The sequence below is a fragment of the Streptomyces sp. NP-1717 genome, assembly GCF_022695985.1.
Lineage (GTDB): Bacteria > Actinomycetota > Actinomycetes > Streptomycetales > Streptomycetaceae > Streptomyces.
On record NZ_JAAPBF010000177.1, the window covers coordinates 1 to 14,859 of the forward strand.

Consider the following 14,859-nt stretch of genomic DNA (forward strand, 5'->3'; position numbering starts at 1 on the left):
CACCACCCTCGGACTCCAGCACACCAACCACCCCCTCCTCGGCGCAGCGATAGACGCGGCCACCGAAGACCGCACCACCACCTTCACCGGCACGCTCTCGCTCCGTACCCACCCCTGGCTCGCCGACCACACCGTCACCGGCACCACCCTGGTACCCGCCGCGCTCTTCCTTGAGCTGGCTTTCCGGGCCGGTGACGAGGTCGGATGCGACACCGTCGATGAGCTGATGCTCAAGGCGCCGCTGGTGCTGCACGGGACGGAGACGGTGCGCCTCCAGGTGGTCGTGGAGAAGGCGGACGACGCCGGGCGCTGCGCGCTGACCGTGTTCTCCCGGTCCAAGGACGCCGACGAGTGGACGCGGCATGCGGAGGGTGTGCTCGGGACGGGCGCCGACGCCGTGACCGGCGCCGGGTTCGCCTGGCCGCCGGCCGGTGGCCAGGACGCCGAGCGGATTCCGGCGGAGGAGTTCTACGCCGATCTGGCCGAGCGGGGCTATGCGTACGGGGACGCCTTCCGCGGTGTGCGCGAGTTGTGGCGCGACGGCGAGGTGATCAGCGCCGAGGTCGTGCTGCCGGAGTCCGTACGTGCGGACGCCGAGCGGTTCGGTATGCATCCGGCGCTGCTGGACGCCGTTCTGCACACGGCACTCGGGGGCGCCGCCGGCGGTGTCCTGGTGCCGTTCGTGCTCTCGGGTGTGACCCTCGGCCGGAGCGGGGGGTCGGTCGTCCGCGTACGTGTGACGCCGACCGGTGAGGACGCGGTGCGCGTCGACGTGGCCGACCCGGCCGGCCAGTCGGTACTGACCGTGGCCTCGCTGGTGCTGCGGCCCGCCATGGGCCTGGAGGCCGCGCGGGCCGCCGCGACGGCGGATCTCCCGTACGCCGTGGAGTGGATGTCCGGTCGTCTCGCTGCCACCGCCTCCACAGGGGAGGCAACTCCCGTGTGCGCGGTGCTCGGTGACGAATCCCGGGGGCTGACGAAGGCGCTGGGAGCCGTGGGTGTTCGAGTGGTCGCTGCGACCGGCGACGACGACCCCGAGTTCGTCCTGCTCCCGGTCGGAGCCCCGGCCGACACTCCTGCCGACACCCCCACCGACACCCCGGCCGGCGGTGTCCCCGCCGCCGTACGACAGGTGACGGGTGAGGTGCTCGCCGAGCTTCAGCGGTGGCTGGCGGAGGATCAGCGGCGGGACCGGGCCCCGGGGGAGCGGTTGGTGATCGTCACACACGGCGCCGTGACCACCGGTACCGGCGGCGAGTCCGCCGATCTGCCGGCCGCCGCGGTGTGGGGTCTGGTCCGCAGCGCGGTCACCGAGAACCCCGGCCGTTTCCTGCTGGTCGACCTCGACGGTCACGAGGACTCCCTCTCCGCGCTCGTCCCGGCGCTGCGCGCCGCCGTACGGCACGGTGAACCGCAGTTCGCCGTCCGGGAAGGCACCGTGCTGGTGCCCAGGCTCGCGCGGCCGACCGGGCCCGGCGCCGCTCTCGTACCGCCGTCGCACACCGGCTGGCGACTGGAGACGACCAGTCCCGGCACGCTGGAGCAGCTCGCCTTCATCCCCACCCCGCATGCCGACGTCCCCCTGGCCACCGGTGAGATCCGGGTCGCGATCCGCGCCGCCGGAATGAACTTCCGGGACGTGCTGATCTCACTCGGCATGTATCCGGGTGCGGCGATCATGGGCAGCGAGGGCGCGGGCGTGGTCCTGGAGGTCGGCCCGGGGGTCACGGACCTCGGCGTGGGCGACCAGGTGATGGGGCTCTTCCTCGACGGTGCCTTCGGACCGGTGTCGGTGACGGACCGGCGGATGGTCGTCCGGATGCCGTCCGGCTGGTCGTACGAGGAAGCCGCGGCGATTCCCGTCGTCTTCCTGACCGCGTACTTCGGCCTGGTGGACCTGGCAGGCGTACGGCCGGGGGAGAAGCTGCTCGTCCACGCGGCGACGGGTGGCGTCGGCATGGCGGCGATCCAGCTCGCCCGCCATTGGGGGCTGGAGGTGTTCGGCACCGCGAGCCCGGCCAAGCAGGAGCTGCTGCGGTCCCTCGGCGTGGACGCCGGACACGCGGCGTCCTCGCGCGACCTGGACTTCGAGGAACGGTTCCGGAAGACGACGGGCGGCAAGGGCGTCGACGTCGTACTGAACTCCCTGGCACGGGAGTTCGTCGACGCCTCGCTGGAACTGCTGTCCCCCGGGGGCAGGTTCCTGGAGATGGGCAAGACCGACATCCGAGGGGTGGACGAACTGGCCGAGCGGTGGCCCGGCATCCGGTACGACGCCTACGACCTGCGCGAGGTCGACCCCGACCGGATCGCCGAGATGCTCGCCGATCTGCGCGAGCTGTTCGAGAGCGGTGTCCTGACCCCGCTGCCGGTCCAGCCGTGGGACGTGCGCGAGGCCCCCGAGGCGTTCCGCTTCATGAGCCAGGCCCGCCACACCGGCAAGATGGTCCTGACGGTGCCGCGCGCGCCCGACCCGGAGGGGACCGTACTGATCACCGGCGGTGTCGGGGTGCTGGGCGGACTGCTCGCCCGGCATCTGATCACCACTCACGGTGTGCGGCACCTGATGCTGACGAGCCGCCGTGGGCCGGCGGCCGAGGGCGCCGAAGAACTGCGCGCGGAACTGACCGCGATGGGCGCCGAGGTGACGGTGGCGGCCTGTGACGCGGCGGACCGCGAGGCCCTCGCCGAGCTGCTGACCACCGTCCCGTCCGACCGGCCGCTGACAGCCGTCGTGCACGCGGCGGGCATCGTGGACGACGCGCTGCTCGGCGCTCTGGACACCGGCCGGCTGGACCGCGTCCTGCGGCCCAAGGTCGACGCGGCGCTGAATCTGCACGAGCTGACGCGGGACGCCGACCTGGCCGCCTTCGTCCTGTTCTCGTCGGCCGCCGGTGTCTTCGGTACTCCGGGGCAGGCGAACTACGCGGCGGCCAACGCCTTCCTCGACGCCCTCGCCGGGCTCCGCAGGGCCGAGGGCCTGCCCGCCACGTCGCTCGCCTGGGGCTACTGGGCCCAGACCAGCGGTATGACGGCCCATATGGGGCAGGCGGACATCGCGCGCCTGTCCCGGCAGGGCATCGCCCCGCTCGCCGCCGACGCGGGGCTCGCGATGTTCGACGCCGCGCTGCGCACGCCCTACGCGCAGCTCGTCCCCGTCGCGCTCGACCTTCCGGCGCTGCGCGGCCAGGCGGAGAGCGGTGAACTCCCGGCGCTGCTCAGCGGGTTGGTACGTGTCGCCGTACGCAGGGCAGCCGCGGCGGGCGAGACGGCGCGCGGTGACGGCCAGTCGCTCGCCGACCGGCTGCGCCCCCTGCCCGAGGTCCGCCGGCTGGAGGAACTGCTCGCCGTGGTGCGTGGCAACACCGCCGTCGTCCTCGGCCACGGCTCGGCCGAGGGGCTGGAAGCCGACCGTACGTTCAAGGAGTTCGGCTTCGACTCGCTGACCGCGGTGGAACTGCGCAACCGACTGAACGCGGCCACCGGCCTGCGCCTGGCGGCTACCTTGATCTTCGACTACCCGACGCCCCAGGCGCTCGCCGCGCATCTGCGCGAGGAGTTGGGACTCGAAGGAGCCGAGGCCGAGCCGTCCGTCCTGGGAGAGCTGAAGCGACTGGAAGCGGCTCTGGTCGTACGGCCGGACGCCGGGACCCGCGCCGAGGTGGAGACGCGGCTGCGGACACTGCTGCGGCGGCTGGACGAGGAAGAGGCGTCGCAGCGCACATCGGGTCTGGACGACGCGACCGATGACGAGATGTTCGCCCTGATCGAGCAGGAACTCGGCCTGGAGTGAGCGGCGGGGTGCCGCCCGCACCGTCTGTGTGCGGGCGGCACACCTGAGCGCGAACGCCTGAGCGCGAAACGCTGAACCGTCGAACGCTGGACCGCGAAACGCCGGAGCCGCCGGGGATCTCCCCGGCGGCTCCGGCGTTCGTGCCCGCCCGGCGTCAGCGGCGCAGCTCGTACCGTGACTCGGCGGCCGTCATCGAGTTGATGACCCACGACAGGGTGCCGCTCATGCCCGCCCACGGGCCGTCCCAGCAGGCGGCCTGGATGGTGGTGCGGCCCCCGGAGAGCTGGGCCTCCATCTCGGTGTAGCCGAAGGCGAACAGCTTGTTGCCCTGCACGGTGGAGGTGACGAGCGAGACCGTGAAGTGGTGCCCGGTCTCCGGGTCCTTGCGGATGATCCGCAGCCGCCCGGTGTCCGCCCCGATCTCCTCACGGTCGGAGTTGTAGATCTTCTCCGTGACCAGGACGAGGTCCCCGACGCTCGGCCCGTCCGGGCTCAGCGGTGTGTACTCGCGGTCGGCCACTTCCTGGATCACCTTGTCCAGGAGCATGAGTTCGCCGCGCTCGTCCGGCGCGTCCGGGGCCGCGATCTCCGCGAGCGGACGGGGTACGGCCGCCGCGACCGCCCGCGCGGTGGAGCGGGCCAGCACGGCGAGATCGGGCAGCCGGGTGTCGTCCGCCGAGTAGTCGGCGTCGATGATCTGGCGCCACGAACCGACGAGCGCGTCGATGACGGGGTTGTAGGTCAGCGGGGTCGTCGGATCGATGGAAGTGGTCATGCGGGACGTTTCCTTCTGTCGGGCGGACGTACTCCTGCGGGCTGCGCGGAGACGGGACGGGAGGCCGGTGACGCGGCGTGCGACCGGTGACGCGGCATGAGACGAACGGGCGCGGCAGGCGGATGCGGCTCAGACGGCGGCCGGCAGCTCCAGCGCGTACCCCGATCTGATCCATTTGCTGGCCTCGATGCTGATGCCCACCGCCCGGTCACCGGGGCGCAGCCGGGGCAGCAGGAGTTCGAGCTGGAAGTACGGGATCGCGTTGCCCGTGTTGCCGATCTCCGTCACCCGGCTGACGGGTTCGGCACCGGGCAGGGCGAGATGGGAGAGCGTACGGTCGGTCATCCGCGCCGAGAGCTGCGGCGGCAGGATGTACCGCACCCGCTCGACATCCCAACTCAGCTCGTGCAGAAGGTGTTTGAGGGCATCGGCCGCCATCGGTGCCGCCGTGGTCTCGATCGCCTTGAAGTCCTCCGACGCGGGCACACCGTCCTCGCCGGAGACCGCGCGGCCGAACCAGTAGACGGTCTGCCCCGGAGCGCGGCCCGCGCCGACGAGCCGCGAGTGCACATGTCTGAGGACAGGACGACCCTCGGCGGGCGACGTGCCGAGTACGGCGGCGCCGACCCCGTCCCCGAAGATCAGCCCGTTGACCTGTACCTCCAGCGGCACGCTCGCCGCGTCGACGTCCGGGCTGGTGTGCTTGGCGCTGGTGTCGCCGCCGAGGACGAGCGCCGTGCGGTGAACCCCGCCGCGCAGCAGATCCTGCGTGATCTCCAATGCCTGGACGGCGCCGGTGCACCCGGACTGGAGCTGGTAGACGGGCACCCCGGCGATGCCGATACGGCCGGCGATGCGGCTGACGGTGGAGGGGGCCAGATGGTCCGGCGTGGCCGTACTCATCACCACGACGTCGATGTCACCGGCCGCCACCCCCGCGTCCGCCAGCGCCCCGCGCGCGGCGATCTCCCCGAGATCGGTGAGGCTGTGACTGGTCTTGCCCGTGGCGAGGTCGACCGCCAGGTGCCGGCTGCGCGTCCCGATGTACTCGTCCACCCACTGCCGCCACACCGTCGGCATTCCGTAGTGCGCGGCGATGTCCTCGTTGGTGACCGGGGGACCCGGCAGAGCCGTGCCCACCCCGTGGACGAACACCTGGGCATCGTTGAGGGGGACACCCATTGCGAAGACCTCCCGGCTGACGTACCGCGGAATAACGGAGAGAAAGGGCGGCACGCCGAATACAGAGCGCGCCGAATATCATGCTGATCGGTCACGCTAAAGCCACGCTTGTACCCCGTTAACATCCGTGCTCCCCAAGCCTTTCGGGACTGTCTGCCTGTTCGTCACGCGACTTATGCTGCGAACGGTCCGGGCTTCGGCGACGGGGGAATTCGTCAACCGTCGCTCCCCACCGTCGCATCGTAAATTCGGTACGGAGTGAGAAGATGGCAGAAGAAACCACCCCTGGCACACCGGGAGCCGAGTCGCCCGGTCCCGTCGCGGCCCTGATGGGCCAACTCGCGATGGCGCGGGCCTTCAAGAGCGTCGTCTTCGACGAGAACACGAAGACGTGGCAGGTGGTGCGCTACGACGAGGCCGTGCAAGTGCTCACCGACGCCTCGACGTTCTCCGCCCAGCTCGACCGCGTGATGCCGCTGGGCACCGTCAACCGCGGCAACCTCGGCTTCATGGACCCGCCGGAGCACAACCAGGCCCGCGCCCTCGTCGGCCAGGCCTTCACCCCGCGCACCGTCCAGGAACTCGGGGCCAGGATGGAGACCGTCACCGAGGAACTCCTCACCGGTCTCGCGGGCCGCGGCGAGTTCGACCTCATCGCCGACTTCGCCTACACGCTGCCCGTCATCACCATCGCCGAACTCCTCGGCGTACCGGCCGAGGACCGCGCCCTGTTCCACAAGTGGGCCCAGGCGCGTGCCTCCACGACGAGCGCGGTGACCGACGTCCTGAAGGACGAGAAGGTCATGGGCGCCCTGCGCGAACAGACCGAGTACTTCAGCGAGCACGCCAGGGCGCGGCGCAAGAACCCCGGCGACGACCTCCTCAGCCAGCTCACCCAGGCCGAACTCGACGGTGACCGGCTGGACGAGGAGGAGATCGCCAACTTCGCCGGGCTGCTCCTGATGGCCGGGCACGTCACCGCCACCTCGGTCATCGCCAGCGCCGTACTGGCGCTGGACGACCACCCCGACCAGGCGGCGGCGCTGCGCGCGGACCCCGCCCTGCTGCCCGGCGCGATCGAGGAGACCATCCGCTACTACCCGCCGCTCAGCCAGGCCTTCCGGGTCACCACGCGAGAGGTGGAGCTGGGCGGGGAGACGATCCCCGAGGGGCAGATCGTCGTGGCGTGGATGCTCTCCGCCAACCACGACGAACTGCGGTTCACCGACCCGCAGAAGTTCGACATCCGCCGGGACCCGAACCCGCACATCGGCTTCAGCCGGGGCGTCCACTTCTGCCTGGGTGCCGCGCTGGCCCGGCTGGAGATCCGGATCGCGCTGGAAGGGCTGTACAAGCACTTCCCGGACCTCAAGGTCCTGCCGGGCATGGAGTGGCACGACAACCTGCGGCTCATCGGACCCCGCTACCTGCCGGTCTCCACCGGCGCCTGACGCCGGCCGCGCGCGATCCGCGTCCCGCCCCCAAGGGCCCGACGCGGATCAGCCGCGCCCGAAACCGGGCCACCGCCGAGCCCTCCGCGGCGGTGCCAGGGCGGCGCCCAGCCGGGTCGGCAAGAGCGGACCTAGTGGGCCTTTAGGGGCGCTGATGAGCATGACTGCTCACGTACGACGTGCCGAGGAGCTGAGGAGACCAGCGGGATGGCCAACGAGGAAAAGCTCCTGGACTACCTCAAGTGGGTCACCGCCGACCTGCACGAGACCCGCCGGCGGCTCGCCGACGCCGAGGCCGGGCGCCACGAGCCCGTCGCGATCATCGGAATGGGCTGCCGCTTCCCCGGAGGTGTCCGCTCCCCCGAGGACCTGTGGCGGCTGGTCTCCACCGGCGGCGACGCCGTCTCCCGCTTCCCCCGCGACCGGGGCTGGGACGTCGAGGGGCTTTACGACCCCGACCCCGACCGGCCCGGCCACACGTACGTGAAGGAGGGCGGCTTCCTCTACGACGCCGCCCACTTCGACCCCGAAGCGTTCGACATGACACCCCGCGAAGCCGCGGCCACCGACCCCCAGCACCGACTGCTGCTGGAGACCGCCTGGGAGACCTTCGAGAACGCGGGCATCGACCCCCTGTCCCTGCGCGGAACCGACACCGGCACCTTCGCCGGCGTCATGTACAGCGACTACGCCACCCAGGTCGGCAAGGCACTCGAAGGGTACGAAGGGCACATCAGCATCGGCAGCGCGCCGAGCATCGCCTCCGGCCGCGTCGCCTACTCCTTCGGGCTCGAAGGCCCCGCCGTCACCGTCGACACCGCCTGCTCCTCATCCCTGGTGGCCCTCCACCTCGCCGCCCAGGCCCTGCGCAACGGGGAGTGCTCCCTCGCGCTGGCCGGCGGCGCCACCGTCATGTGCGGCCCCGGCATCTTCGTGGAGTTCAGCCGGCAGCAGGGGCTGGCGCCCAACGGCCGGTGCAAGCCGTTCGCCGCCGCCGCCGACGGCACCGGCTGGGCCGAGGGCTCCGCACTGCTCCTGGTGGAGCGGCTCAGCGACGCCCGGCGCAACGGGCACCAGGTCCTCGCGGTGCTGCGCGGCTCGGCCGTCAACCAGGACGGTGCCTCCAACGGTCTCACCGCCCCGAACGGGCCCTCGCAGCAGCGCGTCATCCGCCGGGCCCTCTCCCACGCCGGCCTGTCGGCGGCGGACGTCGACGTCGTCGAGGCCCACGGCACCGGGACCACCCTCGGCGACCCCATCGAAGCCCAGGCCATCCTCGCCACCTACGGCCAAGGCCGCCCGGACGGACAGCCGTTGCGGCTCGGCTCCGTCAAGTCCAACCTCGGCCACACCCAGGCCGCCGCCGGCGCGGCGGGCCTGATGAAGATGATCCTGTCGATGCGCCACGGCGTGCTGCCCCGCAGTCTCCACATCGACGCGCCCACCCCGCACGTCGACTGGTCGGCGGGTTCCGTGGAACTCCTCACGGAGAACACCCCCTGGCCGGCCGGCGGCGAGCAGCCGCGCCGGGCCGGGGTGTCCTCGTTCGGTATGAGCGGCACCAACGCGCACGTCGTCATCGAGGAGCCGCCCGCCCCCGTGGCGCCGCCAGCCGCACCCGCGCGCCGGGCGGGCCCCGTGACGCTGCGGCTCTCCGGACACTCCCCGGCCGCCCTGCGCGCCCAGGCCGACCGCACCCACCGCCATCTGACGGACCACCCGGACCTCGACCTGCCGGACGTGGCGCACACGCTCGCCACCGCACGGGCCACGCTCGACCACCGGGGCTCCGCCGTCGGCGACACGCGCGACGACGTCCTCGCCGCCCTGCGGGGGATCGCCGACGGGTCGCCGGCCGCCGTGACCGGACGCGCCGTCGCCGGACGACTCGCCGTCCTGTTCACCGGGCAGGGCTCGCAGCGTCCCGGCATGGGCCGCGAGCTGTACGCCCGGTTCCCGGTCTTCGCCGAAGCGTTCGACGCCGTCTGCGCCGGACTCGACCCGCACCTGGACCGGCCGCTGCGCGACCTCGTACTCGCCGGGCCGGGCACCGCAGCGGCCGACGACGCGGCCGCACTCCTGGACCGTACGCAGTACACCCAGCCGGCCCTGTTCGCCCTGGAAGTGGCGCTCTACCGGCTGGCCGAGTCCTTCGGCGTCCGCCCCGACTACCTGATCGGGCACTCGCTGGGCGAACTGACGGCCGTCCATGTCGCCGGCATGCTGGACCTCCCGGACGCCTGCGCCTTCGTCGCCGCCCGCGGGCGGCTCATGCAGGCCCTGCCCGAGGGCGGGGCCATGGCCGCGCTCCAGGTGGCCGAGGACCAGATTCTGCCCATGATCACCGACCGGGCGCACCAGGTCGGCATCGCGTCCGTCAACAGCCCCGACTCCACGGTGATTTCGGGGGAGCGCGGCGCCGTCGAGGAGATCACCGCCTTCTGGGAGGTGTGGGGCCACAACACCAAGCGGCTCCGGGTCAGCCACGCGTTCCACTCACCGCTGCTGGAACCGATGCTGGACGAGCTCACCGGGATCGTCTCCGGTCTGACGTTCCGGCCGGCGACGATCCCCGTCGTCTCCAACCTCACCGGGAAGGTCCTCGGCACCGAGGAAGCCGCATCCCCGCGCTACTGGGCCGATCACGTCCGGCACACCGTACGGTTCGCCGACTCCATCGCCCACCTCGCCCAGCAGGACGTACGGTTCTACCTCGAACTCGGCCCCGACGGCACCCTCACCGGGCTCACCTACGACTGTCTGACCAGCGGGGCAGCACCGAGCCCTGAAGCCGCCGTACTCGCCGCCGCCCTGCGGCCCGGCGAACCCGAGGCCATCACCTTCGTGACCGCCCTGTCCCGGCTGCACGCGAGCGGCGCCACGATCGCTCCCGACGCCGCCGACGACCGCCCCCCGGGCGGCTCCCTCGTACCACTGCCGACCTACGCCTTCCAGCGGCGCCGGCTCTGGGTCGACCCGCCGCCGGGACCGAAGCCCCGGGCGCTCTCCGCGGGCGACACCCCCTTCTGGGCGGCCGTCGAGAACGGGGACCTCGACCAACTCGCCGCCACCGTGCACGCCGACGACGAGCAGCGGGCCGCGCTCGCCGCCCTGCTCCCCGTCCTCACCGGCTGGCGGCGCGCCCAGGACGGCCGCTACCGGCTGCGCTGGGACCCGGTCCCGGACCCCGTGTCCGACGCGGGAGCCCACACCGTCCCCGGCAACTGGCTCGCCGTGCTCCCCCCGGCGCTCGCCGAATCGGACAACGCCGACGCACTCACCGCGATCACCGGTGCGCTCACCGCCCACGGGCACCGTGTGGTCGCCTTCGTCGCCGACCCGGACGGCGAACCCTCACCGGCCGAACTCCTGCGCGCACAACTCGGCGCCGGCGCCCCGGACGGCACGCCCTTCACCGGCGTACTGTCCCTCCTCGCCCTGGACGAGCGTCCTCACCACGACCACCCGGCGGTGTCCGCCGGCACGGCCCTCACCGCCGCACTCGTCCAGGCAGTGGCGGGCGCGGCGCGCCCCGTACCGGTCTGGGGACTCACACGCGGCGCCGTCGCCGTCGAGGCGTCGGACGGCACCCGGCCCGAACAGGCCCCCGTCTGGGCCGTGTTGCAGGCCGCAGCGGCCGAACTCCCCACATGGTCCGGCGGTCTGATCGACCTGCCCGACACACTCGACGACGACGCCGGGCGCCGGCTGGCCGCCTTCCTGCGCGGCAGCGCCGAGGAGCAGGTCGCCCTGCGACCCACCGGGCTCCTGGCCCGCCGGCTGAGCCCGCTGCCGCCGGACGGGACCGACCTCTGGCAGCCCGGCGGAACGGTGCTCGTCACCGGCACCGACACCCCGTACGGCGCGCACGCCGCCCGGTGGCTCGCCGCACACGGCGCCGAACACCTCGTCCTCCTCGCGGCCGAGGCGCCAACAGGGCTGGCCGAGACGGGAGTCGGGCTGACCCTGTGGCCGTACGACCCCACCGACCCGGACGCCGACGCCGACGCGGACATGGACGCGCACGCGGACAACGGCACCGGCCCCGACGGGCTCGCCGCGCTCCTGGCGGACACACCGATCACCGCCGTCGTCCACACCACCGGCGCCGCCCACACCGACCCCCGCACCGCCCTGATCACCGCCCGCCGCCTCGACCGCCTCACCCGCGACCGGGACCTCGCCGCCTTCGTCGTCTTCTCCGACCTCTCCGGCACCCTCGGACTGCCCGGCACCGGCGCCCAGGCCCCGCTCCGCGCCCGCCTCGAAGCACTCACCGACGCCCGGCGGGCCGCCGGACTCCCCGCCGCGACCGTCTCCTTCGGACCGCTCACCGACGAGCCGCACCTCGCTCCGTACGGCGTGCGCCCCCTCGCGCTGAAGCCCGCGATGGACGTACTCGGCCGGATCCCCGCCCGCGGCGCGGCCACCACCGTCGTCGCCGACATCGACTGGGCACGGTTCACCGCCGAACCGAACAACGCCCCCCTGGCGCTGCTGCGTGAGATCCCCGGCGCCCGCACCGCCGCCGCACACGACGGCGCCGGCCCGGCCGGAGCCGACCGCGAAGCGGAGGGCGAGCGGCTGCGCGCCCGGCTCGCCACCGCGTCGAACGACGAGGAGGCGCGGGCCGTGCTGCTCGACCTCGTACGGGACTGCGCCGCCGACATCCTCGGCCACCACTCCGGCGGCCAGGTCGGCCCCGAGGACAACCTCGCCGAGATCGGCTTCTCGTCCTTCTCCGCCCTCCAGTTGTGCACACGGCTCAACGCCGCCACCCAACTGACCATGCCCACCGTCGTCGTCTACGACCATCCGACTCCGGCCGGTCTGGCCCTGCACATACACGGCCGGCTCGCCGCGACCGCACATCCCGCACGCTGACCGCCCACCGCGGCACGTGGAAGAACCCGGAATGGAGATTCCTTTGACTGGCACCGTCGTCATAGCGGGAGCAGGCCCGGTCGGCCTGTTCCTCGCCAGCGAGCTGCGGCTGGCAGGGGTGGAAGCCGTCGTCCTCGAACGCTCACCGAAGGCGAACGAGCACACCGTCGGCGGCACCCTCCACGCCCGCACCGCCGACCTGTTCGACCAGCGCGGCATCATGGACACCCTGCGCGCCGGGAACCCCCCGCTGTGGCCGCGACTGCACTTCGCCAGCTACTGGCTGGACCTCGCGCCCCACATGGAGGACGAGTACTCCCTCCTGCTGCCGCAGCAGTACACCGAGGAGATGCTCGAAGCCCACGCCACGAAGCTCGGCGCGGACATCCGGCGCGGCCACACCTGCGTCAGCCTCACCCAGGACGCCGACGGCGTCACCGTCGGGGTACGCGCCGACAGCGGCGACTACGAACTGCGCGGCGCCTTCCTCGTCGGCTGCGACGGCGGTGACAGCACCGTTCGCGAACTCGCCGGATTCCCCGTCCAGGAGAGCGGCCCGCGCTGGTACGGCCTCCTCGCCGACGTCGCGTCCATCGAGGGCGACTGGCACCCCGGCAACTACCCCGGAGGCCAGTTCGCCGTCATCAGGTCGCCGCACGAGGGCGGCCCCTCGCGCATCATGACGCTGGAGTTCAACGAGACGACCCAGCCGCCGCCCGCCGACGAGCCCGTCAGCGTCGAAGAGGTCATCGCCGCCACCGAACGGATCACCGGACGCACCCCCGTCGTCGGCGACGTCCAGTGGATCCACCGCTACACCAACACCACCCGCGAGGCCGAGAACTACCGGCAGGGCCGCGTCTTCGTCGCCGGCGACGCCGCACACCTGCACGTCGCCTTCGCCGGCCACGGCCTCAGCACCGGCCTGCACGACGCCGCCAACCTCGGCTGGAAGCTCGCCGCCGTCCTCGACGGACGAGCCCCGGACACCCTCCTCGACACCTACGACGAGGAGAGGCGACCGGTCGGCCACCGGGCCTGCGTCTTCACCCAGTCGCAGATGGCCCTCCTCACCCAGGGCCAGCAACTCGACGTACTGCGGCAGCTCTTCACCGACCTGGTCAAGCTGCCCGAGGTCAACCACCACCTCATCACCACGGTGACCGACGTCCGCTACGCCCTCGACGGCGCCGAGAAGGAGGACACCCATCCCCTGCTCGGCCGGCCCCTTCCGAACCAGCTCGTGAAGGGACCCGACGGAGAGCCCACCGCCGTCGCCGAAGCGCTCCGCGCGGGCCGCGGCGTCCTGATCGACCTCACCGACGGCGCCGACGCGCTGCCCGACACCTCCGGCCGCCAGGGCCACCTCGACCGCGTCTCCCGCGGCCCGGCCGAAACCGTGGACGCCACAGCGCTGCTCGTACGCCCCGACGGCTTCGTCGCCTGGGCCGCGACCGCCGAAACCGGCAACGACGGCCTGGAGCCCGCGCTGCGCCGCTGGTTCGGCGACACCGCCTGACACGGACGGGGAACAACGAAGGGGTGCCCCGGGCGTCGGTCACGACACCCGGGGCACCCCTCACACGTTGCCCGACCCGCGGTTCGTACGACTCACACGGTCGCCGACCCACCCGCACGTCAACGAACGGCGACCCGCGCCGGCCCACGCAGCAGACCCAGCTCGGCCCCGCTCAACCGCGGCTGCGGCAGCGGCTTCGCACCCGAGGACGCCGCCGCACGCACCGCGTCGAGCACCCCCGCGTCCTCCAGCCCCGCCAGCGGCTCCGACATCGACATCACCCCGGTCATCGCCGCGTTCACCCCGGCGTCCCGCGAAGCGGCGGCCTGCAGCAGATCCGCGAACCGCGCCCGCGCCTCCGCCCGCGCCCCCAACTCCGCGTCGGAAGACACGATCCGGCACTCGGGGAACCGTACGTCCTGCGACGTCGCCCACAGCCACGGATCGTCCACCGCCGCGCTGATCGCCCCCACCGTCTCGCGCGCACGCTCAGGCCGCACCCCGTACGCCGCCAGCTCGTCCCGCAGCACCTCGGCGCCACGCGCCGCCGCCGTCATACCGTGCCCGTACGCGGGGTTGAGCGCCGACAGCGCGTCCCCCAGCACCAGCAACCCCGCCGGCCAGGACGGCATCCGCTCGTACCGCAACCGCCGGTTACGCGTACTGCGCGTACTGCGCGGCTCCGTCAGCGGCTCGGCCGCGGCGACCATACGCGCCACCAGCGGATGCCGCAGGCTCCGGGCGAACGCCGCGAAACCCGCCGCGTCGGCCGGCGGACGCGTACCCCGGCTGCCGGACAGCGACACCATCCACCGATCACCCTCGATCGGCACCACCAGACCGTTGCGTGCCGGCTTCGCCACCCGGTGGTCCGCGTACAGACTCACCACTGGGAAGACCCCCGCCGCGCCCTCGGGCGCCCGGAAGACCCGTGTGGTGTACGTCAGCCCGGAGTCCACCGTCTCCTCCTCGGCCGCCGGCAGACCGAACCCCGTCAGCCAGCCGCTCAGCCCCGAGCCACGCCCCGTCGCGTCCACCACGACATCAGCCGCCAGCAGCCGCTCCGCGCCCCCCTCGGCGTCCCGCGCCCGTACCCGAACTCCGCTCACGGCGCCCGCGTCACCGGCCAGACCCGCCGCCACCGTGCCCTCCAGCACCGACACGTTCGGCAGCGCGAGCACACCACCACGCAGCACCCACTCCAGCAGCGCCCGGCTGCACGTGAGCATGTACTGCGACTCGGGGAACCGCTCGC

At 72.8% G+C, this 14,859-nt stretch carries 7 protein-coding genes; 4 read left to right on the forward strand and 3 right to left on the reverse strand.

The genetic code is table 11. The features are described 5' to 3' along the window. A partial coding sequence (locus tag GXP76_RS26840; protein ID WP_242574190.1) for an SDR family NAD(P)-dependent oxidoreductase occupies window positions 1-3,793 on the forward strand: 3,793 nt, incomplete at its 5' end. A gap of 154 nt (window positions 3,794-3,947) precedes the next feature. Here GXP76_RS26840 and GXP76_RS26845 read toward each other — a convergent pair. Continuing rightward, complete coding sequence (locus tag GXP76_RS26845; protein WP_242574191.1) at window positions 3,948-4,568, reverse strand: hypothetical protein; 621 nt, start codon at window positions 4,566-4,568, stop codon at window positions 3,948-3,950. Between the two features lie 129 nt (window positions 4,569-4,697). Continuing rightward, entirely contained in the window at window positions 4,698-5,750 is a 1,053-nt protein-coding gene (locus GXP76_RS26850) for a 3-oxoacyl-ACP synthase III family protein (RefSeq protein WP_242574192.1), read from the reverse strand. 266 nt (window positions 5,751-6,016) lie between these two features. Here GXP76_RS26850 and GXP76_RS26855 point away from each other — a divergent pair, with 266 nt between their 5' ends. The 3 genes from GXP76_RS26855 to GXP76_RS26865 all read left to right on the forward strand — a co-directional run bounded on the left by GXP76_RS26855 (window position 6,017) and on the right by GXP76_RS26865 (window position 13,604). Then, window positions 6,017-7,201 carry a cytochrome P450 gene (locus GXP76_RS26855; RefSeq protein WP_242574193.1) on the forward strand — a complete coding sequence of 395 codons (1,185 nt, stop codon included), beginning with the start codon at window positions 6,017-6,019 and terminating at the stop codon, window positions 7,199-7,201. 207 nt (window positions 7,202-7,408) lie between these two features. Next, on the forward strand, window positions 7,409-12,085 hold the full coding sequence (locus GXP76_RS26860; RefSeq protein WP_242574194.1) for a type I polyketide synthase: 4,677 nt from the start codon (window positions 7,409-7,411) through the stop codon (window positions 12,083-12,085). 43 nt (window positions 12,086-12,128) lie between these two features. Then, window positions 12,129-13,604, forward strand: coding sequence for an FAD-dependent monooxygenase (locus tag GXP76_RS26865; RefSeq protein WP_242574195.1), 1,476 nt, complete (start codon window positions 12,129-12,131; stop codon window positions 13,602-13,604). Window positions 13,605-13,723: 119 nt separating this feature from the next. Here the strand turns inward: GXP76_RS26865 and GXP76_RS26870 are convergent. Next, the coding region (locus GXP76_RS26870) for an enterotoxin (protein WP_242574196.1) at window positions 13,724-14,859 on the reverse strand (1,136 nt) is incomplete at its 5' end.

Coding starts and splice junctions, on each gene's coding strand:
- GXP76_RS26845 (WP_242574191.1), bottom strand. CDS start 4,568: ATGACCACTTCCATCGATCCGACGACCCCGCTGACCTACAACCCCGTC.
- GXP76_RS26850 (WP_242574192.1), bottom strand. CDS start 5,750: ATGGGTGTCCCCCTCAACGATGCCCAGGTGTTCGTCCACGGGGTGGGC.
- GXP76_RS26855 (WP_242574193.1), top strand. CDS start 6,017: ATGGCAGAAGAAACCACCCCTGGCACACCGGGAGCCGAGTCGCCCGGT.
- GXP76_RS26860 (WP_242574194.1), top strand. CDS start 7,409: ATGGCCAACGAGGAAAAGCTCCTGGACTACCTCAAGTGGGTCACCGCC.